The 20,573-nt window shown below is 67.2% G+C and carries 19 protein-coding genes; 10 read left to right on the top strand and 9 right to left on the bottom strand.

Annotated elements, in window-relative coordinates; translation table 11 throughout:
• Nucleotides 1-18: 18 nt before the first annotated feature.
• The 9 genes from VHD82_RS23055 (at nt 19) to VHD82_RS23015 (ending at nt 11,138) form a co-directional block, all read left to right on the top strand.
• Complete coding sequence (locus VHD82_RS23055) at nt 19-390, top strand: pilin (RefSeq protein ID WP_325707521.1); 372 nt, start codon at nt 19-21, stop codon at nt 388-390.
• Nucleotides 391-393: 3 nt separating this feature from the next.
• Nucleotides 394-2,394, top strand: a complete 2,001-nt coding sequence (locus VHD82_RS23050) for a hypothetical protein (RefSeq protein WP_325707518.1) — start codon at nt 394-396, stop codon at nt 2,392-2,394.
• On the top strand, nt 2,391-3,593 hold the full coding sequence (locus VHD82_RS23045) for a PrgI family protein (protein WP_325707515.1): 1,203 nt from the start codon (nt 2,391-2,393) through the stop codon (nt 3,591-3,593). Before VHD82_RS23050 ends, VHD82_RS23045 begins: the two co-directional genes overlap by 4 nt.
• The gene (locus VHD82_RS23040) at nt 3,593-5,503 is read left to right on the top strand and encodes a VirB4 family type IV secretion system protein (protein WP_325707512.1); all 1,911 of its coding nucleotides are present in this window, start codon (nt 3,593-3,595) and stop codon (nt 5,501-5,503) included. Before VHD82_RS23045 ends, VHD82_RS23040 begins: the two co-directional genes overlap by 1 nt.
• A complete protein-coding gene (locus VHD82_RS23035) occupies nt 5,466-6,236 on the top strand; it encodes a GP88 family protein (RefSeq protein WP_325707509.1) in 771 nt (256 codons plus the stop codon). The genes VHD82_RS23040 and VHD82_RS23035 overlap by 38 nt, the downstream gene beginning before the upstream one ends.
• Entirely contained in the window at nt 6,221-6,388 is a 168-nt protein-coding gene (locus tag VHD82_RS36945; protein ID WP_422652906.1) for a hypothetical protein, read from the top strand. The genes VHD82_RS23035 and VHD82_RS36945 overlap by 16 nt, the downstream gene beginning before the upstream one ends.
• A 102-nt stretch (nt 6,389-6,490) precedes the next feature.
• On the top strand, nt 6,491-8,995 hold the full coding sequence (locus VHD82_RS23025) for a helicase HerA domain-containing protein (RefSeq protein ID WP_325707552.1): 2,505 nt from the start codon (nt 6,491-6,493) through the stop codon (nt 8,993-8,995).
• 111 nt (nt 8,996-9,106) lie between these two features.
• Nucleotides 9,107-10,153: a replication-relaxation family protein gene (locus VHD82_RS23020; RefSeq protein WP_325707506.1), complete on the top strand. Its 1,047-nt coding sequence runs from the start codon at nt 9,107-9,109 to the stop codon at nt 10,151-10,153.
• A 4-nt stretch (nt 10,154-10,157) separates the two neighbouring features.
• Complete coding sequence (locus VHD82_RS23015) at nt 10,158-11,138, top strand: C40 family peptidase (protein WP_325707503.1); 981 nt, start codon at nt 10,158-10,160, stop codon at nt 11,136-11,138.
• Between the two features lie 188 nt (nt 11,139-11,326).
• Here the strand turns inward: VHD82_RS23015 and VHD82_RS23010 are convergent, their stop codons facing one another.
• The 6 genes from VHD82_RS23010 to VHD82_RS22985 form a co-directional block, all read right to left on the bottom strand.
• Entirely contained in the window at nt 11,327-12,106 is a 780-nt protein-coding gene (locus VHD82_RS23010; RefSeq protein ID WP_325707500.1) for a M48 family metallopeptidase, read from the bottom strand.
• On the bottom strand, nt 12,103-12,975 hold the full coding sequence (gene dprA, locus VHD82_RS23005) for a DNA-processing protein DprA (RefSeq protein ID WP_325707497.1): 873 nt from the start codon (nt 12,973-12,975) through the stop codon (nt 12,103-12,105). Before dprA ends, VHD82_RS23010 begins: the two co-directional genes overlap by 4 nt.
• Nucleotides 12,976-13,197: 222 nt before the next feature.
• Nucleotides 13,198-13,725, bottom strand: a complete 528-nt coding sequence (locus VHD82_RS23000) for a hypothetical protein (RefSeq protein ID WP_325707494.1) — start codon at nt 13,723-13,725, stop codon at nt 13,198-13,200.
• A gap of 335 nt (nt 13,726-14,060) precedes the next feature.
• Nucleotides 14,061-14,642: a hypothetical protein gene (locus VHD82_RS22995; RefSeq protein WP_325707491.1), complete on the bottom strand. Its 582-nt coding sequence runs from the start codon at nt 14,640-14,642 to the stop codon at nt 14,061-14,063.
• 239 nt (nt 14,643-14,881) lie between these two features.
• Nucleotides 14,882-15,616: a hypothetical protein gene (locus tag VHD82_RS22990; protein WP_325707488.1), complete on the bottom strand. Its 735-nt coding sequence runs from the start codon at nt 15,614-15,616 to the stop codon at nt 14,882-14,884.
• 567 nt (nt 15,617-16,183) lie between these two features.
• Nucleotides 16,184-17,230 carry a DNA polymerase III subunit beta gene (locus tag VHD82_RS22985; RefSeq protein WP_325707485.1) on the bottom strand — a complete coding sequence of 349 codons (1,047 nt, stop codon included), beginning with the start codon at nt 17,228-17,230 and terminating at the stop codon, nt 16,184-16,186.
• A 178-nt stretch (nt 17,231-17,408) separates the two neighbouring features.
• Here VHD82_RS22985 and VHD82_RS22980 point away from each other — a divergent pair, with 178 nt between their 5' ends.
• Complete coding sequence (locus tag VHD82_RS22980) at nt 17,409-17,783, top strand: hypothetical protein (protein ID WP_325707482.1); 375 nt, start codon at nt 17,409-17,411, stop codon at nt 17,781-17,783.
• 116 nt (nt 17,784-17,899) lie between these two features.
• Here VHD82_RS22980 and VHD82_RS22975 read toward each other — a convergent pair whose 3' ends face one another.
• The 3 genes from VHD82_RS22975 to VHD82_RS22965 all read right to left on the bottom strand — a co-directional run bounded on the left by VHD82_RS22975 (nt 17,900) and on the right by VHD82_RS22965 (nt 20,518).
• Entirely contained in the window at nt 17,900-18,178 is a 279-nt protein-coding gene (locus VHD82_RS22975; protein WP_325707479.1) for a hypothetical protein, read from the bottom strand.
• A 661-nt stretch (nt 18,179-18,839) separates the two neighbouring features.
• On the bottom strand, nt 18,840-19,643 hold the full coding sequence (locus tag VHD82_RS22970; RefSeq protein WP_325707476.1) for a class II glutamine amidotransferase: 804 nt from the start codon (nt 19,641-19,643) through the stop codon (nt 18,840-18,842).
• Entirely contained in the window at nt 19,631-20,518 is an 888-nt protein-coding gene (locus VHD82_RS22965) for a hypothetical protein (RefSeq protein ID WP_325707473.1), read from the bottom strand. Before VHD82_RS22965 ends, VHD82_RS22970 begins: the two co-directional genes overlap by 13 nt.
• Nucleotides 20,519-20,573 lie beyond the last annotated feature (55 nt).

The following is a 20,573-nucleotide window of genomic DNA, read 5'->3' as shown; positions in this document are numbered from 1 at the left end:
CACCCCTCGACAGATCCGATGACTCGGCCGCGCGGGCGTGCTCGGGTCAGGCGCGCGCGAAGGTCCGCGCGGGCGTTGTTGGTTGTCGAATTGGCGGCGCTGGCGCTCGTGCTGACCGCGTCCTCGGCCCACGCGGACACCGTGGTGCTCGCGCTCGCGGACTCGGTGACCACCGTGCTGAACAACGTCCGCAACTGGATCATGGGCATCCTCGCGGGACTCGCGACGGTGTTCCTAAGCATCGGTGGCGTCCGCTACGTGATGGGTGGCGGCGACCCCGGCGAGGTCGAGAAAGCGAAGACCGCGTTCAAGTCCGCGGGGTGGGGCTACGGCCTCGCGGCGCTCGCGCCGCTGGTCGTGGAGATCCTCAAAGGGATCGTGGGTTCCTGAGCGATGGTCGCCGCCAGCGCCCCGCCCATGGTCCGCCGATACCGCCCGTCCGGCGGCCCGGTCAAGACCGCTGCCGCCGCGGACCGGGTGAAGGTCGCCCCGGTCACCGGAGCCGACGTCGACCGGGCCCTGCGGCGGCGCGCGGGCTGGATGCTGGCGCTGAGCCTGATCGTGCTCCTACTCGGCGTGTTGACGGCGAGCGCCGCAGCCCAGCCGAGCACACCAAGTCCATCCGATCCGTGTGCCGGGCCGGACCCGCGCCCGATCCCGTGCGCGCCAGCTCCAACACCGACCCCTCCGGCCACCACGATCACACCGGCGCCGAGCACGTGCACGAACATCCCGCCCGGCCAACCCCGTCCGGCGGACTGCATCCCGCAGCCCACCACGCCCCCGCCCAGCACGGGGCAACAACAGCCCGGCACAAGCGGCGGCAGCGGCGACGCCGACTGCGGGATCACCAACATCAGCGGCTGCGTCGCGAACGCGATCAACGGGGTCTTCCGAGACGTGGTCAACGCCGCGCTCTCACCGATCCTGGAACTGATTGGTCACACCGCCCTGTCCACACCCACCCTCGATTCCCTGCCAGGCATCGGCGAACTGTGGAACAACTCCTGGGAGCTCGTCCTCGCCGCCTATGGCCTGTTCGTACTCATCGGCGGCATCGTGGTGATGAGCCACGAGAGCATCCAGGCCCGCTACTCCATCAAGGAGATCGGACCGAGGATCCCCATCGCCTTCGGCGCCTCAGCACTGTCGCTGTTCTTCGCCGACAAGTTCATCCAACTGGCCAACGCGCTCACGTTGGGGGTGCTCGGCAGCGGCGTGAACCCGCCCTCGCTCGGCGCCACGCTCACCGACGCCGTCCAGGGCATCCAGAACGGCGGACTGTTCATCATCCTGGTCGGCCTGGTGCTCGTCGTCCTCGGCCTGGGCCTGCTGATCGTCTACGCGGTCCGGATCGTTATCACCTTGATCCTGATCATCAGCGCGCCCCTGTTCCTGATGTGCCACGCCCTGCCACACACTGACCCGCTGGCCCGCTGGTGGTGGAAGGCCATCACCAGCGTGCTCGCCATCCAGCTCGCCCAGGCGCTGGTGCTGATCACCGCGGTCCGCACCTTCCTCTCCGGCGGCGTGCACCTGTTCGGCTCCACCCTGTCCGCGCTGGGCACGCTGGTCGCGGCGATCGCGCTGTTCGTCATCCTGTTCAAGATCCCGTTCTGGTTGCTGTCCGCGGTCAAGGTCGGCTCCGGCCGTTCCTTCCTCGGCGGCCTGGCCCGCGCCTACATCGCGGCGAAGACCTTCGGCATGGTCGCCGGCAAGGCGGGCGCGTTCGGCAAGGCCGGTGCCGCCGGTGCGGCCCGCGGCAGCGGCGGGACAGGCTCTGGTCGCGGAGCGGCGATGGCTGATCCGCCGTGGCCAGCTCAGCCGCGGCTGGCGCCCACTCCCGCGATGCTCGCCACGCGACTGAAGCAGACCCGCGACGCCGAGCGCGCCCGCGCGACCCGCCAATCCCGCCCGCCCACGCAGGCACCGCGGTTCCTGCAGCCCACGCCGCAGGAAACCACCCACGACCCCGCCGTCACCCCACCCACTCCTGGAACACCCATGCCCGAATTCAGCTCCGCTCCCAGCCCCGCGACCACGCCACCGTCAGCATCGTCATCCCGGTCTCGGGGTGAACCCCGCCCGGTGGCGGCACCCCAGTTCCGCGCGCCCGGCGCACCGCGCCGCGGCGCGAGTCAACAGTCGGCGCGACCGATCCGGGTGGCCTCGGTTCCGCCACACCTGCGGTTCACAGCACCAGTGGCGGAACCGGCGCACCTGTCCCAACCGGTCAAGCCGTCCGCGCCGGCACCAAGCACGCCGGTGTTCCGACAGGCACATCCCGAACCGCAGATCGGCGACGCCCATGCCCGCACCCCGTCTGTCCCGCCTGTCGCGTTCCGCCCGCCCAAACCCCCGCCCCCACCCGCCGGCCGAGGTGACGCGCGGTGAACCAGCCGGTGATACGCATACCCGCCGACGTCGACCGCGAGGACCGCGTCGTCGGCCCATTGACCGCGCGGCAGCTGCTCATCCTCGCCGTCACCGGGATCGTGCTCTACGGCGCCTACACCATCACGCGCGAGTTCGTACCGCTGGCGGTGTTCCTGATCGTGGCAATCCCGATCGGCGTCACCGCCGCGTACCTCGCGCTGGGCCAGCGCGACGGGATCAGCCTGGACCGGCTGGTACTGGCCGCGCTGCGGCAGCGGATGAGCCCGCGACACCAGGTGGCCGCGCCGGAAGGCATCCGCCCCGCTCCAGAGTGGCTGAGCAACCACGTCACCTCTGACGGCAACGGCGCGAAGAAGGGGCGGACGACAGCCGCGGCCTCCACGGTGTCGCCGGCCGCGCTGCGCCTGCCCGCCGAGGGAATCACCGACACCGGAGTCATCGACCTCGGCAAGGACGGCGTCGCCGCGGTCGCGGTGTGCTCGACCATCAACTTCGGCCTACGCACGCCGGCCGAGCAAGAAAGCCTGGTGGCGTCCTTCGGCCGGTACCTGCACAGCTTGACCGCGCCCGTGCAGGTGCTGATCCGCGCCGAACGGCTGGACCTGTCCGGACAGATCGCCGAGCTGCGCGAGCAGGCCGGTGGATTGCCGCACCCCGCCCTGGAACAGGCGGCGCGGGAGCACGCCGACTACCTCGACCAGCTCCGCCGCGCCACGGACCTGCTGCGCCGGCAGGTGCTGCTGATCCTGCGCGAACCCCTCCACACCGCCGGTCCCACCGACGGGCTCGGCGGCGCGTCGCTCCTGGCCGCACTGTCGGCGAAGCACAAGGCCGCCAAGCCGACCGGCCCGGTCGACGAGGCCACCCGCCGGGCCGCCGAGGCGCGACTGGTGCGCCGGCTCGGCGAGGCGGTCGAGCTGCTGTCCCCCTCCGGGATCACGGTCAACCCGCTCGATGCCGGGCAGGCCACCGCCGTGCTCGCCGCGGCGTGCAACCCCGACTCGCTGATCCCGCCGAGCGCCGGGCTGGCCGGCTCGAACGAGGTCATCACCACAGCCCCGGACGAGGGCTGGGACGCAGGCGCGTTCGGCCGCTCTGTGTTCACCGCCGACGAGCTGCCCGAGGCCGAGGACGCCTGGGATGACGACGCCGAGGACACCGACGACTACGACAACTCCGTGGCGAGGTACCGCTGATGAAGACCAAAGCCGAGCGCCGCCGCCGCAAGACCCCGGCCGCGCAGCCGCCGCTCGGGCGGGCCGGCGCGTTCACCCCGGACGCCATCTCCGTCCGTCCCCGCGCACTCGAGGTCGGCGGCGAATGGGTCGCCTCCTTCGCCGTCACCGGCTATCCCCGCGAAGTGCAGCCCGGTTGGCTGCAACCGTTGCTGACCTACCCCGGACGGGTCGACGTCTCACTGCACATCGAGCCGATCGACCCAGTCACCGCAGCGAACCGGCTGAAAAAGCAGCTATCGAAACTAGAGTCCGGCCGCCGGCACACCAGCGAGAAGGGCCGGCTGATCGATCCCCAGGTCGAAGCGGCCACCGAGGACGCCTACGACCTGTCCTCGCGGGTGGCACGCGGCGAGGGCAAGCTGTACCGGCTCGGGCTCTACCTGACCGTGCACGCCCCGAGCGAGGAAGCCCTCGGCGACGAGGTCGCGGCGATCCGGTCGCTGGCGGCGTCGCTGCTGCTGGACTGCAAGCCCACCACATATAGGAGCCTGCAAGGCTGGATCACCACCCTGCCCCTGGGTCTGGACCTGGTCGGCATGCGCCGCACCTTCGACACCTCCGCGCTGTCGGCGGCGTTCCCGTTCACCAGCCCGGACTTGCCGCCGCCGGACCCGGCCTCGGTGTCGGCACCCCACGGGGTGCTGTACGGGTTCAACGTCGGTTCCCAAGGGCTCGTGCACCATGACCGGTTCGCACTGGACAACCACAACTCGGTAATCCTCGGCCGCTCCGGAGCGGGCAAGAGCTACCTGGTCAAGCTGGAGTTGCTGCGCTCGCTGTACCGCGGCATCGAGATCCACGTCATCGACCCCGAGGACGAGTACGCCCGCCTCGCGCACGCAGTCGGCGGGACCTACGTCCACCTCGGTGCCGAGCAGGTCCGCCTCAACCCGATGGACCTGCCGATCCACACCCGCCCGGACGGCCGCCGCACCGCGCCCCGCGACGCCCTCATCCGCCGCTCGCTGTTCCTACACACCGTCATCTCGGTACTGCTGGGCAGCGAGCCCGCCGCGACCGAACGAGCCGCGCTCGACCGCGCCATCACCGCCACCTACCAACGAGTCGGCATCACCTCGGATCCACGAACCTGGACCCGCCCAGCGCCACTTCTCGCCGACCTCACCGAGGTCCTCGCCGAAATCAGTGACCCGGCTGGTGTCGAGCTGGCGAACCGGCTGCACCCGTATGTCATGGGCGCCTTTTCCGGGCTGTTTTCGGGGCCAACCTCGACCCGGCCCGAGGGTCACCTGGTGGTGTTCTCGCTGCGGGACCTCGCTGACGAACTCAAACCGATCGGCACCCTGCTGACCCTGGATTCTGTCTGGCGGCAGGTGAGTAATCCGGCCATCCGCAAGCCACGCCTGGTCGTGGTCGACGAAGCCTGGCTGCTCATGAAGCAGCCCGCCGGAGCGGAGTTCCTGTTCCGCATGGCCAAGGCGAGCCGGAAGCACTGGGCAGGCCTCACGGTGTCCACTCAGGACACCGCCGACGTTCTCGGCTCGGACCTCGGAAAAGCTGTTGTGGCGAATGCGGCAACCCAGGTTCTGCTGAGGCAAGCCTCGCAGGCGATCGACGAGATCACCCGCACCTTCGATCTCTCCATGGGCGAGCGCCAATTCCTGCTCTCTGCAGATCGGGGTCAAGGATTGCTGTCGACCGGGACGCAGAGGGTCGCATTCCAATCCATCGCCTCACCGGTCGAGCACGAATTGGCCACGAGTTCCCCAGCGGAACTCGTCATGTATTCCGATACCTCGTCGGGAATCGAGACCTCCTTCGTCGAGCTCGACGCTAACGACGATACCGGAATCGCGGACGCGTTCAACGATGACGGCGCTTCGCATATCGAACTCGACGCAGCCTAACGCTACCACGATCCGCATTCCTACGCATTATCTCCGCGATCGCCCACTCACATTCAAAGGGGTACTCATGCCCACAGTCCAGCCTCTTTCCGGAACTGTTCGGCGTCCTGCCCGGCTGCTCACACAGAACGGCGAGATGAAAAAGATCGGAGCCTGGAACTGGTCACTGCCCGCCTGGGCCGGCCGACTACCCGACGGGCGATCCTATAACACGTGTCCCAGCGCGGGGGTGTGCGCGAAAGTGTGCTACGCGCACGGAACCTACACCTGGCCCGTAGTCAGAGCGAAACATCACGCAAATTTGATGTTCTTTCTCGACGATCCGGCCGGATGGGAGTGCGCCATGATCGCCGAGTTGAGGGCACGCAAGTTTAACGGATCTTGGGTTCGATTACACGATTCCGGCGATTTTTTCTCCGACTCGTACACGCTGGCCTGGCTTCGCGCAATGCGCGCCCGGCCGGAGGTCAATTTCTACGCCTATACCAAAGAAGTCAGCCGATTTCGCCGACTCGTCGAGCCGGAACCGCCGCCGAATTTTCTGTGGGTTTATTCCTACGGCGGTACCCAGGATGCCGCCCTCGACCCGGCAGTGGATCGCGTCGCGGATGTTTTCCCGATGAGGCCGCCATCCGCGCGGCCGGCTGGCATTCCCAGGAGGCGTCCGACCTACTCGCGGTGCTCGGGCCGCAGATGGTCGGGGTGCCGGCCAATCGGATGCCCCACTTCGTGAAAGAGCTGCGCGGGCGCACGTTCCGCTCCTGGCAAGCCGAGGTCGACGGCGAACGCGCCGCCCGCCGCCGTCGGCACCTGCGCCTGGTTACCGACAACACCGCGGTACCTGCCGGCGTGGACGCCGGTCTCGATCATCCGCGGGCGGCCTGAACCACCCCGTGCCCTGGGCCAAGCGCTGCCGACGGTTCATCGCTCCTTCGTCCTGACACCTCAGGAGGTGTCCCTATGCCTGTCTTTGTCTCGCTCGGCCCGATGGTGAGCCGGGTTGTCTCCGCTCTGCCCTCAGTGACGTCGTCCCCGCTGGGTGAGTACCTGCGCGACCCGTGGGGCGCGGTCAAGGCCGTCCTCGGCCACCTCCACGACTGGGCCCTCGCATGGGGTCCGGTCGCCGGCCCGGTCTTGATCGCGGCCAGTGTCGGGTTCGTCCTCGCGCGGCAGTGGTGGCGGCGGCGCTGCCATGACCGGCTGGCCACCGACGCGCGCATGGTGACCGTCCTAGCGCCACCGACGGTGGACCCGGCGGGAGCGGTCACCGTGTGGTCCAACCTGGTTGGCCTGCTGCGACCGGCGTGGAAACGGCGCCTGACCGGACAACCGCATCTGGCGTTCGAGTTCGTCTTCTCCCACGACGGGCTGCGGCTGCAGTTCTGGGTGCCCGGCACCGTGCCGCCCGGCATGGTCGAGCGGGCCGTGGAAGCGGCCTGGCCCGGCGCCCATACCCGCACCACCCCGGCGCGCCCACCCCTGCCGGTCACCGCGCCGCGGGGACGGCGGATCGTCGCCGCCGGAGGCGAGCTGCGCTTGGCCCGCAGCGAGGCGCTGCCGATCCGCAGCGACCACCCGGCCGACCCGATCCGTGCCTTGCTGGGCGCCCCGGTCGGGCTCGGCATCGCCGAGCGCGCGTGCGTGCAGATCCTCGCGCGTCCGGTGACCGGCCGCCGGGTCAGCAAGGCACGGCGGGCGGCCCGGCACGTGCACACTGGGACCTCGACCCGTCTCGTAGGGCGGCTACTGGACATGATCACGCCGGGCCCCAGCCCGAAGCGCCCGGCATCACCGGGCGCGAGTGCTGGCCTGGATCGGCAGACGTCGCTGGAGTTCGCCGCTCAGGACCGCGTGATCGTCGCCAAGCAGCGCGGCTCCCAGTACGAAACGCGGGTCCGTTACGCGGTGGCCACCACGCTCCCCGCCGACGCCCCCGCCGAGGGCGTGGCGCCGGTGCGGGATGCGGTGCGGGGCCGGGCGCACGCCATCGCCAGCGCGTTCGCCGCCTTCAGCGAGCACAACTACTACCGGCGCGTCCGGGTGCGCCACCCGGACGCCGTGCTGGCCGAGCGGCGTCTCGGCCAGGGGGATCTGCTGTCGATCCCGGAGCTGGCCGCGATCGCCCACCTGCCGGTCGACGAGGCCGTGCCCGGTTTGCAGCGGGCCGGCGCCAAGGCGGTGCCGCCGCCACCGGGGATTGCGACCACGGGCGAGCAGACCAAGCCGCTCGGGGTCACCGACTCCGGGCACTCCCGGTCGGTCGGGCTGCGGGTGGCCGACGCCCGCCACCACGTGCACATCCTCGGCGCCACCGGTAGCGGCAAATCCGAGCTGATGGCGCGGATGATCCTGGCAGACGCCGAGGCCGGGCGCGGTCTGGTGGTGATCGACCCCAAGGGTGATCTCATCAGCGACCTCCTGATGCGGCTGCCCGAGCGTCTCGGAGAGAAGGTGGTGTTGTTCGACGCCGACTCCCGCGCGCGTCCACCGGTCCTGAATCCGTTGGAGGGCGCCGATAAGGCCCGCACGGTGGACAATTTGGTGTCGATCTTCTCCCGGGTGTACGCCTCCTCGTGGGGACCGCGCACGGACGATATCCTCCGCGCCGGGCTGCTCACCTTGACCGCGCTACCGGGCACCCCCACGTTGGTCGAGCTGCCCAAGCTGCTGACCGTCGCGGCGTACCGGGCTCGCGCCGTGGATCAGATCGACGATGAGGTTCTGAAGGGTTTCTGGACCTGGTACGACGAGCTGTCCGAGGCCAGCCGGGCGCAGGTGATCGCGCCGTTGATGAACAAGGTTCGCGGGTTCCTGCTGCGCCCGTTCGTGCGGGCAGCGATCGCCGGTGGACCTTCCACTGTGGACATGGATCACGTGCTCGATGGCGGGATCTGTCTGGTGCGAATAGCCAAAGACGCGCTCGGCATGGAGACCGCCCGGCTTGTCGGGTCCATCGTGGTCGCCCGCACCTGGCAAGCCGCCACCCGGCGGGCGCGGATTCCGCAACGCCAGCGCCCAGACGCAGGGTTGTATATCGACGAGTGCCACAACTTCCTCAACCTGCCCTACGCGTTGGAGGACATGCTGGCCGAGGCCCGCGGCTATCGATTGTCGATGACGCTTGCGCACCAGTACCTCGGACAGCTGCCCCGCGAATTGGAGGAAGGTATCTCCACCAACGCCCGGTCGAAGATCTTCTTCAACGCCAGCCCCGAAGACGCCAAGCGCCTGGCGCGACACACCCTTCCCCGGCTGAATGATCACGACCTGGCCAACCTCGGCGTCTACCACGTCGCAGCCCGCCTCGTCCTGAACGGGGAGGAAGGGCCCCCGTTCACCTCGGTGACAGAGAAGCTCCCGCCCGCGATTCCCGGACGCGCCAAGGCCATCCGCAAGGCGGCCAGGGTCAACACACGCCCACCGCTTGCTGACACGAAGAGCGCGAACAGCGGCACCGGACAGACCACAGTGGATCCGCGACGCGTGGCCTGAAGCTCAACCCCGTTGCCCCGCAACGCATGCGGGCTCACGCCGATGATCCCGCATGCGTTCGTGCTCCGCTCCGCCGAATCCTACGCGCCAGATCTGGAGGCGTCTAATCCCATGACCATCACGAATTCCACTCCTCAGCGGGCACTGCGAGGGCACCTGCCCCAACGGCCCACGCCGCGTGCGGCGGCCACCGCCGAGCACCACGCGCGGCTCGCCGCACACCTGACGCCGCGGGATCGCTGGTTGGCGCGCATGTTGTTCGAGCACAAGGTCTGCACCACGCACCAGCTTGTCGAGCTGGCCTGGCCGACGATCCGCGCGGCCAACCACCGGCTGCGGGACCTGTATTGCTGGCGGGTCGTCGACCGGTTCCAGCCCTTCGTCAGCTCTGGCACCGCCCCGATGCACTACGTGCTGGACGTCGCGGGAGCGGTCGCCCTGGCCTATGAGGACGGTCTCGCCCCTAAGGATCTGGGGTACCGGCACGAGGCCGCCATCGGCATCGCCCACTCCCTGCGGCTCGCCCACTCGGTGGGTGTCAACGGTTTCTTCACCGCACTGGTAGCCCGCAGCCGCGTGCCCGCATCGGTCTGTCAACTCACTGCGTGGTGGTCGGAACTACGGTGTGCGCGGCATTGGGGCGACATCGTGAGGCCCGATGCCTACGGCCGCTGGCGCGAGGGCAGCGACGAGGTCGAGTTCTTCCTGGAGTTCGACTTCGGTACCGAAAGCCTCAGCAAGCTCGCCAGCAAACTGTCCGGCTACGAGAAACTCGCCGCCACCACCGGCATCGCCACCCCTGTCCTGGTGTGGCTGCCCACCGCGCGGCGAGAGACCACCGCCAGGCGTGCCCTGGCCACCGCGCTCGCGGCCCTGGACCGCCCCGCCCTGGTTCCCCTCGCCACCAGCGCGGCCGACCTGATCTCGACAGCCAGCGACGACACCCCTGCCACCGAGCGGTGGCTACCCGTGCCCGGACCGGATCCGCGGGAACCCGGACGACTACGCCTCGCGCACTTGGCCCGGCTGTGGCCCCACCCGCCAACCCCGCCGACCACGCCAACACACGCCCCCGCCCTCAGCACGACCGGGCGAGCCGAACTGGCTCCGCCCCCGCCTTTGCCACCACTGCAACCCACCTACCGCATCCGGAGGTGACTCCGTGAAGATCGCCATCGCAGCCCTCGCGGCGCTCATCGCCGTCCCCATCCTCGTCGGCGGCGCCGGCCAAGCTGTCGTCAGCGCTGTCTTCGGCGATAGCAGCGGCGTGAACTGCGTCCCGGAAGGCGCCGGCTCCTCCACCAGCGTGGCCGGCTACGGACCCGCACAGCTGGCCAACGCCGCCACGATCGTCGCGGTCGGCAAGCAAATGCGGGTCCCGGCGCGAGGTTGGGTCGTCGCGGTCGCCACGGCCATGCAGGAATCCACGCTGCGCAATCTCGACCATGGAGACCGGGACAGCCTCGGACTATTCCAGCAACGCCCGTCCCAAGGCTGGGGCACAGCCGAACAGATCACGAATCCCACGTACGCCGCCACCCAGTTCTACCAACACTTACTCGCCGTGCCAGCATGGCAGCAGATGAGTCTCGACCAGGCCGCGCAAACCGTGCAAAGCTCCGGCACGCCCACCGCATACTCCCAACACGAACAGGACGCAAACCAAGTCATCGCCGCCGTCCAGGGTGCCACCTGCGCCACCGTCGGGACAGGCGACTGCAACAACATCCAGGCACCAAACCCGACCGCCGCGTTGGCGCTCACATATTCGTGCAACCAGATCGGCTTACCGTATGTCTGGGGAGGCAACGGCCCAGCCAGCGGAGACGCCGGATTCGACTGCTCCGGCCTGACCAAAGCAGCCTACGACTCATCTGGGATCTCCTTGCCCCGCACCGCGCAAACCCAGTACAACGCAGGACCGCTCGTACCGGCCGGCCAGCCGCTTCTGCCCGGCGACCTCGTCTTCTACGGCACCGCTGGCAAAGTCCACCACGTCGGCCTGTACATCGGCGCGGGAAAGATGATCAACGCCCCCACCTTCAACGTTCCGATCGAGGTGGCCAATGTGCATTGGGACGGAGACGACTACCTGGGAGCGAGCCGTCCGAGTGTTGATTCTCGTGTGGGTTCTCGTCCGTAATTGCGCTTTCTTGCTGATTCTGCGCCTACGTTGCGCTCGTGCAAAGGTCGGCGACAAGGCAGCCGACGGTCGAGCACCAGCCTTCGCGGATGCGCGAAACGGTCTCACGCTTCGGAGCCGCATCCTTGCCTTCGAGCAGCTTGGTAGAGGTTCGTCCGGTCCGATACGAACCTAGTCACCGCGTGCGGTCATGACCTGGGCTTCCAGTCGCCGAGCCACGCGTGGCGGCCGGCCTCGGCGAGCTCGATCTTGCGCTGCTGCCGATCGGGCATCCACGAGTCGATCTGCCGCTGCCACGCTGGTCCGTGAGCGCGGCCTGGTGGCCGAGTGGCGTGGGCCTGTTCGTGCACCAGCACGTACTCGATGAGCGGCATCGGCAGTCCGAACACGGCCCAGTGGAGGGTCGTCGTGTGCTTGGGCGGCCTCTCGTAGATGCCCCAACGACGCCGGCCGAGGTCACGCACGGCGTAGCTGAGGTCCTCGATCCGGCCGTCCAGCTCATACCGGCGCCCCTCTCGCCTCGCCCAGGCGAGACCTTTCTGTCGGTAGAGCCCGATGATCGCCCGGCGAACCTCCTCCGGTCGCTGTCGCCGCGCGTACAGGACGTGGTCCGCTTTGACAATGGGCAATTGCTCGACGCTTGCGGGCGGGGCGTCGACGAGGTGGAGCTGGTAGCGCTGGCCGAGCAGGTCGAACTTCTCGCCGTCGACGAACTCCTTGACCGGATGGTCAGGCGCCAGCCGAGCGGCCGTGCCAACCTTCTCCGTGATCCACCGACGGTGGCTGCGGACGAACCGCGCGACCTGCTCGGGGTCGGCCGTCGGCGGGATCAGCACCGCGACGGCGCCGCCGGGCCTGACCTCAAGGCCGACGCTGCGACGCCGCGGGCGGATCACCACAGCGATCTGCCACTCGTCCGGGAGCTGGAGGCCGGTCAGAGCAGTCTGGAACTGATCGGGGCCGTTCATCGCAGTCCCTCCTGATAGTTGATGTGTTCGGCAGCAGTGACCGCCGTGGCGGAGCCGGTGCGCAGCAGCTCGTTGACGCCCTTTGACGTGGCCGAATGGATGGGTCCGGGCACGCCGTAGGCCCGCCGGCCCAGTTCGTTTGCGGCTTGGGCGACGGCGAGCGCGCCGCTGCGCAACCCTGCCTCGACGATCACGGTCGCTGAGGTGAGCGCCGCCAGGAGCCGGCACTGTGCGTGGAACCGGGTTCGGGTCGGTGGCGCGCCGATCGGGTACTCGCTGACCAGCAGTCCACCCTGGTCGATGACGGTTTGGTAGAGGCGAGCGTGCTGGTACGGGTGAATCTGGTCGACGCCGCAGGGCAGGACGACGACTGTCCGGCCGTCGGCGGCCAGTGCGCCGCGGTGCGCGGCTTCGTCCACCCCGAGACTGCCGCCGCTGACAACGGTCGCCCCGGCTCGGGCGAGCTCGTGGCTGATGTCCGCGGCGACCATGTTTCCGTATTCCGAGCTGGCACGAGAGCCCGTGACTGTGACCGCAGCGCGGGTGAGCTCGGTCAGGACTCCGTTGCCGCGCACCCACAAGGCAAGCGGGGTACCACGGCCAGTCAGGCGTCCGAACGGCCAATCATCTTCGTCTTCGGGTGTCAGCAGGCGGGCCGAGCCGTTGCCGATGGCCTGCAGGTCGTCGCCTATCCGCGCGTCAGGCCGGGTGACCTCGCCGAGCACGGCGCTGGGGGCGGTGCCGTCCCGGATGCATGCGACGGTGTCGACCGGCCCGTGGACGGCGACACAGTGATGGATGGCGGGTGCGGGTGGTTCGGCCGCGCGCAGCAGGAACAGGCGGGCACGCAGCTCGTCGCGTGATGGCATGATCAACTCCTGGGATGGGCTGGAAGGGCAGATTCGGTGGGGTTCTGCGGGCCTGGGCGGCCGCCGCGGTGGAGAGCAGTGGCGCCGAAGCAGCATCTGGCTGACCAGGTCGGATCCTCGAAGACACCGATTCCGGTCGGCACAGTGAACGCCTGATCCATCGGCATTTTCAGCCGCGCAACACAGGCGGTACCGGGATCGGCGCTGCCGGTGATGTTGTGGTTAGAGGATGCTGGGGAGCCGCCAAGTGATGGGCCGGATACGCAACGGCTTCATGCCGCTGTAGGAGGCGGCGAGATTGCCATGGTCGGTGATGACTCGATAGCCCACGAGCCAGACGGCGAACCATGGTTCGGCGGCAGCGGATTGGCGGGCGGATGCGTCGGGTGCTGGCAGCATGTTCGCGTCCAGGCGCGGCAGGGACGAACGGTAGCGATCGAGTCGTCCGCCGATCATCGGGCAGGACTCGCTGGTGTAGGCGGCGCACCAGGGGTGCAGCGCCGGCTCGCTCGTGCACTGTCGCGGCAGATCGGACAATCGCATCATCAGCACCGCGCGGTCTTCCAACGGCTGGCCGCACACTCCGCACCACCGGTTCAGCAAGGCGCGGCGCATCCGGTCTCGATCGACCGAGCCGAACAGGTATCGACCGTCGGCCGTGCGCGGCGTGATCCAGGGCACGACCAGGCCACCCGCGGTAGGGATGTGCTGTAGCGGCAACGGAATCGGGGGCACGATGAGGTCTGTCATGGTCCTTTCTCCTGTCCTCCAAGGGGTTGTGGGGTCGCGCACGCGCGCACCGGCCCGTGCGCGACGCTGCATGGTTGATCAATGGCGGTCACGCGAATACCCGCGCCAGGCCCGACCGAGGGTTGGACGGCTGGGCGCTGCCTGGTGTCCGTACGCGCCCGTTGCTGTGGCCGCCGATGCGGAGTTCGGGCCGAGCGGTGTGGTTGTGGCATGCTGAACCACAGCGTCTTGGAACCGCGCGGGTTGACGAGTTGGTATCAGTTCCCGCCCTCTTCAGCGCTCCAATCGACAGCGAACGCAGCGAGATTGCGTACGGCTCGTGAGGCTGACCGCGGTCATTTCTGATCACCGGTTCGTTGGCGTGCCAGCGTGAGATACACGTCGGGGTTGTCGCCGACGTAGTGACGTCGACCATCGTCGTCTGTCCACACGGCACTATCGAGTGTGGGAGCGTCCCCGTGCCGGCCGATGTGTGCGGCGAGCGCGGACACCGTCGTGTCGAAGCCGTTCCAGGAGTCCGGGTACGCCTGAGCGATCCTGAGCAACTGGTCGTACTTCGCTCGCGTCGCATCATCGAGCTGGTCATACAGACCCATGAGCCGGAACCGCGCGTCTCCCACGGGGCCAATGTGGTAGGCCACGTGGAAGGACTTCACGTGCTCGACTTCGTCCAAGTACATGACGACGAGGCTCGCGTAGGTGCTGGCCTTGGGCTTGTTCCACGGTTCTCCGGGCCGCTTAGGATTCGTGGTCTGCGACACGAATCGCTGTTGTCCCTTGGCCGCGCCTCGGGTGGCAGTCTCCACCCAGTAGCGAATTTGACACCGGAGCGTATAGCCGTAGGGGTAGTCATCGACCAGATATGCGGTGTCCTGATCAATGTGACCACTGAGGATCATTACACGTTCGATAGTCATTTCTTGCTGCTTCCTTTCTTTCCGTTGCGGGAGCTCATCGGACAACCCCGGAAGGGTTGGTCCGACACGCATGCGCAACGGCCCAGTTGAAGGTGCGTTGATTGGCGTCAACCACAGGCGTACGCCGGGGCGCCCTCGGGGTTTTCGTTATGGACGCTCGTCGCGGTCGTGTTCCGCCATCGCTCTTTCGAAGCGGCCGCGGGTGATGACCCGTTTGTGGGCGGCGTGGCTGTGTGCTGTCATCGGTCCCACTGCGTCCGGCCGAGGTGCCCGACAGAGAGCCGTTCAGCTGCGGCGACCGCGTCCGGCCAGCTCGCGCCGTGGGACTCGTGCTCTTGCACGGTGTCCGCCACGGCCTCAGCACGGGTTGAGAGCTGCCAGCCCAGGACGCGGAACAGGTCCACGGCGTTGGTTTCCGCCAGGTAGGATGCGGTGATCGCGTTGACGCGCAGGTCGGCGGCGGCATGCCCGAGCAATGTGGTTGGGTACCCGTTGATGAAGAGCGGGGTGTCCTGGGGCAGCCAGCCCGGGAGAGGTGTCATCTCTGCCGGATGCTGGCGGGCGACATGGCGCAGAACGGCAAGCAGGGCGACGTCACCGAGTCGGCGATCGTCCGAGGTGTCGTCGAGCTGGTGAGCTAGCCGGGCCGCGGTTTGCGCGGCGTCACCCCAGGTCCAGGACTCTTCGAACTCCTGGGAGAATCGGGCCAATCGGGCCGCCTTCTCCGTGAGTGTGAATCCCGACGCAGGGTAGGCGAAATCGATTCCGTCGACGCCCAGTACCCTGATCTTGTCAGCGGGGACACCGAGCCGGGAGAGCACATGCCCGTGGAGATCCAACGGTCCACTGCTCTCAGAGAAGTAGGGGGTTGCCGCGTCGGCGGTAGGTTGGGTTCGTCGTTGGGCGCCCATCTGGTTGACCGCGTGACGCAAGCGGCCATACAGTTCGGCGCATCCTAGAATTCGGGTGGTCATATCGTGTCCTTTGGAGGTCTGGTAGCGCTGCTCCGGCGGGGGTAGAAGCCGCACGGGAGCGCGTCATCAACATTTCCGTCAGGCGACTCCAGCGTGAATGCGGTGACGTTCGGCATCGGGCATGCTCGCGTCCGCTTGACGCGGGACTAGTTGTCGATCAGACAGCGGTAGTGGCCGAATGCCTTACCCAGTTCGTCTATCAGGCCTTCGAATTCACTGCCTGCATAGTTCACCTCGGTGAGTGCGTCCACGGCGTCACAGAGCCGCGTCAACGCGGCCTGACCTCTGCGTCGGACCAGTTTCCGTCGGACCAGTTTCCGTCGGATCGGTTGCCGGAACGGCGGGGTCGTCGGCGTTGTCGTGCATAGCTTCTCTCCTCAGTTTGCTGGTGCGCGGACGGGCATGAGCAGATGGCGGAACGCCGCAGTGTCGGCGAGCCCGTCCTCGGTGTCGGTAATCAGCACCGGGCGATTCACGCTGCTTTGGGTATGCAGCGTGATGGTGTCGCCGGTGAAGCTGTCTAGTGCGTCAGCCAGATATGCGGCGTTGAACCAGAATGTTTGCGCCTCAATAATTCCACGCGACAGTGGCCGGATGCTGCGGTGCGGTGACCGAGTCGGCGCGGTCGTCAAGCACGGGCGCGACCGCTATCGACTCGGCGGTGACGGTCATCGCGACGTGTCCGCTGCGGTCCCGTTTCGCGCCGAGGACGGCGGCCGCGCGGCATGTGGCAGCTAGCAGCGCAGCGCGTTCAGTATGCACAGTGCCTGCCGCCGTGGTGGGCATGAGCTGCCGGTAGTCCGGGAACTGGTCACGCAAGGCACGAACGGACACCGTGACGTCGTCGCTGGTGAACGACACGAGTGATGGGTCGGTAACGTCGTCCAGCGCGATACGAACACGGTCACCGCTGAACCTCTTCACGGATGGGATCAGGTGTCCGGGTACTAACGCGTGCGAGTTCGCGAAGCCTGTGCGCGATATTGCGGGAAGCGGTGCGACGGCGACGCGGAAGCGATCGGTCGCCGCCATCGTGACCGTGCCCGGGGTGAGCTCGAGGTTGATGCCGGTGAGCATCGGGCATGTACTGTCCTTGCTCACCGCAACCAGCACACGCGCCATGTCGCGGGTAAATGTCTCCCGGTCAACGTGCACGAGCGCGGACCCAGGATCCGGAATGGTCGGGTATTCCTCGACCGGGTAGGACGTGACCGGCACGGTGTAACCAGCAAGATCAACTACTGGGGTGCCGTCGTCGTTGGCAGTGCGCACAGTTACCGCGAGTCGGTCCGCATCGCGCTTACGCGTGCCTTTGACCAGCGCGGCGAGCAATTTCGCGAATTCGTGATGATCAACAAGCAGAGCTCCCGTCGTGTGTACGGTGCCGGACAGCCGGGCGGTTACCTCGGTGTCGTAATCGGTCGCACTGATCGTGAGCCCACCATCATGGGCGTTGAGCAGCGCGCCCCCGAGAATCGGTACGGCAGGCCGTTTGGGCACCGCCGGGCCCACCGCAGTGAGTGCGTCAGCGAGCCTAGCGCGGTCGGTGGTGAAGCCTATCCGGTTAGTCGGGCTCGCGTGCGGGGCACGCGCGGTGCGGGCAGTGCCAGTCATCGTGGGTATCTCCTCGGATCAGTAGTAAAGCGTGGGAAAGGGGTGATGTCGGTGTGATCAGGCCGCGCGAGAAGGCGCGCGAGGCGGCGGCGTGGCGTATAGGGGCCGACGCCGAAGGTCCCGTCATGCAGCGGTGTCAAGGCGATGCGCGCCAACGGTTGTCCGGCACGCGGGGTGTGTGCAGGATCAGGTATCCGGCAAGGTCACCCTCGGCGTCCTTGCCCCTATCTCGGACGGTGAAGGCAAAACACCGCGTGCGTCGCTGACTGAAATGGACGCCGTGACGGGATCCCAACTCGTCGGCGTGGACTGCGGCACTGTTGCACCTGGACAACGAGATACCGTCCGGATCGTGCGGGCCGTCGCCGTGGCCATTGTCGGTATTGGCCAGCGGTTCAAGGTCGACGTATGCCATAACACCCGACGCGGTCTCGAAGCCGTCCGGCGTTTCGGTCAGCTCCTCTCCGCACGCGCGACACCGGCGCGTCGGGGCATAGTCGGTCTTGAATTCGAGCCGTACGGTGTCCGGGGTATCGCTACACGGAAGGGATGACCTCGCCGTCCCGCTCATACCTGTGTGGCGGTCACTATGGCTTACGGCGTCACGCCAGCCACCAGGAAACAGCGGAGCTGCTCGTGGCAACCACGGCATCCGCTAGCGATGGCGAACTACTCCTCGTCGTCGGGCTGGTCCTTGAGGATGAGATAGACGTTGGGGCGGTTGACCCCGACCGCACGGGAAATCCGCGTCTTGGGCACGCCAGCCTTGTCAGCCTCTTTGATCTCGCCGCGCCGCTGGGCACGTTCAGCCGTGAGCTGCACGTTGAGCAGCTCACGGATGCGCTGAAGAATGCCCTCGAGCTCGCGAACGGCTTCCAGCGCGCCCTGAATGGCGTCCACCCTCGCACGGCGGGCGCGGAGCTTGGCGAGGTGTTCCTCCTGGTTCACGCGGCCTCCTTGTTGCGGGCCGGGAGGCGTGGCTCCCCAGTATTGCGTCTTCCGGGACCGTATCACGAGACACCTTGGGCTAGCACTCCGAGATGAGGTGCGCCGAGCCGGGCACGTGCCTCGCCCACGAGACGCGTGCCGACGTGGACGCAGATTCCTCACTCACGAAAAGAGGTGGTGTGCCGCTCCCAGGGCAGGACGGATCGTCCCGACCTGGGACACCGCTATTGGGCGCCTCCGGCGCTCGTGTTCCCGTCGGTGAGGTCGCGGGTGTGCGAGTGCCGGCGATCGCTGTAAGCACACGCGTGCCGTCGCCGGGTCCCTCACCGTTGGCGAGCCAGGCACCTCGACAGACGACCGCTTGTGACGAGTGCGGCGGCCCTGTCGCGGCCACCATGGCGGTGGGAACACGAAGAATTGCAGGAGGTGGTTACGACAATAGCCGTTCGTGTGAAATGGCTCAGGCGGTTGCGCCCGTCAAGGGCCAGCCGCCCGAGCGGCATTAAACAACAAAAGGACTCGGTACGACTCTGCAGGGCACTTGACCCAGTGGCGTTCATGCAACAATCAGGGACATGCCGAACGTCGTCACACCGCCGACTGCCGCGTGCGGTTGGGTTCGATGCTGGTCATCCGGCGGTGGTTCGCCGATGCGTGACGACTATCCGGTAAGCGTGTCATGGGCGAGGTCGCGGCGATGGGCGTGATCGGCCAGTGTCGTTGGCATGTAGCACACGCAATGGCCGTCTTCTTCACCGCAGTCATCGCAGGTGCCGCACACTCGGCAGAACCTCGTGATTGTGTCAATGACGCCGACTTCGCGGCATGTCAGGCATTGGTCGTGCTCCGTCTGGGCCAGCCACGATTCCCATTCTGCCGGTGTGGCCCAAGTCGGGTCAACGCCACGGTAGTCGCTGTTGGAATACCAGATTCCATTGTCCCAGATGCCGCGTTCCTCGTGCAGGATGTACGCGTTGTGCCGGTAGCGTGGGTTGACGGTCAAGATCACGATCTTGTTCGAGCGAGTGAGCCATCGGGCCAGGACGTCACGGGCACCTTGGGAGTCGAACAAGTTGAACGGGCTTCGCGGCAAGAAGTCTTCTGCGGCAATGCGGGTATCGGAACGTTTGTCACCCTTCTTCGGCTGGACTGACTTGGGCAGGATGCCGTTGTGAGCCAGCACAGTACGGCTGTCGTGACCGAGGCGGAACGGGTGACAGTTGGCCTTCGTGAGGGTCCCGTGTGTACCCAGACGACTATGGAACAGCGCCGGGCCGCTGCGGTGCTTGCTGCGGATACGGGCGAATTCGGCCACCATCCGTTCGGCATCCATACCGCGCCGCACGATGATGCGCTTGCCTGCGACGATCGCGAAGCCATGGCCGTCGTCATTGACGTATGCCCCGTTGGACAACGCGTCGGTATCCGGCATGACGTCGGCTGGATAGAAACTCAGCAGACACATGAAAGGTCCTCCAATTCTCGGCTTAACGGCTCATACCCGGGGTGGTCATTCAGCCACGCCACGAACGGCATCCACTCCCATGCGCCGTTTCGCGCAATGTCGGATACCGTGAGATCGCGGGTGTATTCCACGGATGCGGCCGCCAGCCCCAGGGCTGCCTTGACCTCTTGCGGGTTGAGCGAGCTCGCGAACACGCGCAGCTCGAATGTGTCGTTGTTTTGGGTATTGATTGCCTGATAGCGGGCGCCCTTGGCGCCCTTGGCGTAATCCTTGACGTGCTTCCTGGCTGTCGCGTCGAACGCCGCCCACTGGTCAGACACGCGCCGGGCGACGGTGGTCACCTCGTCGGCATTGCGGTAGAAGAGCTTCATCCACCGGTAGACGTGACAGGGTGAGGTGAACGCGGCACGGCTGATATGGACGTGCAACCCGTTGCCGTCCGCATCGCAGCCCTCTCGCTCGAGCCTGGCCAGCATGTCCCAGGGGAAATGATCCATTGCCCAGTCATAGGACATGGGGTGAGTGACGATCTCGAAACCATGATCGATCGAGCAGTCCTCTTTCAGATACCCGAGAGATGACAAGCTGGACATGGCTGTCTCGGCACAGTCGGTCAGATAGCCGCCGGACGTGTTGATTTCCAGTTCCAGCCCCAGGAATAGCGGTCCTGTGCCGTGGAACTTGGGTTCAGGTTTGTAGCTGTAGTTGTAGATCAAGTCGGACGACTCAGGTAGGTTCTCCTCGCACCAAGAGCAGTAGTCGCCGCAATCGATCAGTTCATCGCACCCCTCGCAACGCCAGTAGGCGTCGCTGGCACACGAGAGGCAGACGTTGGAGCCGTCGGCAGCGGTTTCGGTGTCGTGATCGGGGCTCATCTGTGCACACCGATCACACTCGGTGAAATACCGGCGAGCGCACCGATCGCAGATC

It is taken from the genome of Amycolatopsis sp. (assembly GCF_035546795.1).
Classification (GTDB): Bacteria; Actinomycetota; Actinomycetes; order Mycobacteriales; family Pseudonocardiaceae; genus Amycolatopsis_E.
This window is presented reverse-complemented; position numbering and strand designations above follow the sequence as displayed.

Bases quoted from the DNA above. Each gene is read 5' to 3' on its own strand.
- VHD82_RS22995 (WP_325707491.1), bottom strand. From the start codon at position 14,642: ATGACTATCGAACGTGTAATGATCCTCAGTGGTCACATTGATCAGGAC.
- VHD82_RS22990 (WP_325707488.1), bottom strand. From the start codon at position 15,616: ATGACCACCCGAATTCTAGGATGCGCCGAACTGTATGGCCGCTTGCGT.
- VHD82_RS23050 (WP_325707518.1), top strand. From the start codon at position 394: ATGGTCGCCGCCAGCGCCCCGCCCATGGTCCGCCGATACCGCCCGTCC.
- VHD82_RS23055 (WP_325707521.1), top strand. From the start codon at position 19: ATGACTCGGCCGCGCGGGCGTGCTCGGGTCAGGCGCGCGCGAAGGTCC.
- VHD82_RS23010 (WP_325707500.1), bottom strand. From the start codon at position 12,106: ATGAACGGCCCCGATCAGTTCCAGACTGCTCTGACCGGCCTCCAGCTC.
- VHD82_RS22970 (WP_325707476.1), bottom strand. From the start codon at position 19,643: ATGTGTCTGCTGAGTTTCTATCCAGCCGACGTCATGCCGGATACCGAC.
- VHD82_RS22965 (WP_325707473.1), bottom strand. From the start codon at position 20,518: ATGAGCCCCGATCACGACACCGAAACCGCTGCCGACGGCTCCAACGTC.
- VHD82_RS23025 (WP_325707552.1), top strand. From the start codon at position 6,491: ATGGTGAGCCGGGTTGTCTCCGCTCTGCCCTCAGTGACGTCGTCCCCG.
- VHD82_RS23035 (WP_325707509.1), top strand. From the start codon at position 5,466: ATGACGGCGCTTCGCATATCGAACTCGACGCAGCCTAACGCTACCACG.
- dprA (WP_325707497.1), bottom strand. From the start codon at position 12,975: ATGCCATCACGCGACGAGCTGCGTGCCCGCCTGTTCCTGCTGCGCGCG.
- VHD82_RS23040 (WP_325707512.1), top strand. From the start codon at position 3,593: ATGAAGACCAAAGCCGAGCGCCGCCGCCGCAAGACCCCGGCCGCGCAG.
- VHD82_RS23000 (WP_325707494.1), bottom strand. From the start codon at position 13,725: ATGACAGACCTCATCGTGCCCCCGATTCCGTTGCCGCTACAGCACATC.
- VHD82_RS22985 (WP_325707485.1), bottom strand. From the start codon at position 17,230: ATGACTGGCACTGCCCGCACCGCGCGTGCCCCGCACGCGAGCCCGACT.
- VHD82_RS23020 (WP_325707506.1), top strand. From the start codon at position 9,107: ATGACCATCACGAATTCCACTCCTCAGCGGGCACTGCGAGGGCACCTG.
- VHD82_RS36945 (WP_422652906.1), top strand. From the start codon at position 6,221: ATGCCCCACTTCGTGAAAGAGCTGCGCGGGCGCACGTTCCGCTCCTGG.